Raw genomic sequence first — 253 nt, 5'->3', positions numbered from 1 at the left:
AATCCGATGCCTTTAGCACCAAATTGGTAACCCACTTTAATATCTTGAGGTGTTTCTGCATTCATACGTACTTTTAAACGAGCTGTCTTTTCTGACCACTCCATAAATTGATTTAATGACTCGCTATGCTCAGCATTGACTGTTTTAATCTCACCTAAATAAATGTCACCTTCTGAACCATCAACTGAAACCATATCTCCTTCATGTAGTGTTTGATTGCCATAGTATACCGTCTTAGCACTCGTATTAATTT

1 protein-coding gene is annotated in these 253 nt (G+C 36.8%); it reads right to left on the bottom strand.

Annotated elements, in window-relative coordinates:
• The coding region (locus tag AACQ14_RS24200; RefSeq protein ID WP_339366090.1) for a hypothetical protein at window positions 1-194 on the bottom strand (194 nt) is incomplete at its 3' end.
• Window positions 195-253: the final 59 nt, after the last annotated feature.

The organism is Vallitalea maricola (assembly GCF_036985595.1).
Lineage (GTDB): Bacteria > Bacillota > Clostridia > Lachnospirales > Vallitaleaceae > Vallitalea > Vallitalea maricola.
This window is presented reverse-complemented; position numbering and strand designations above follow the sequence as displayed.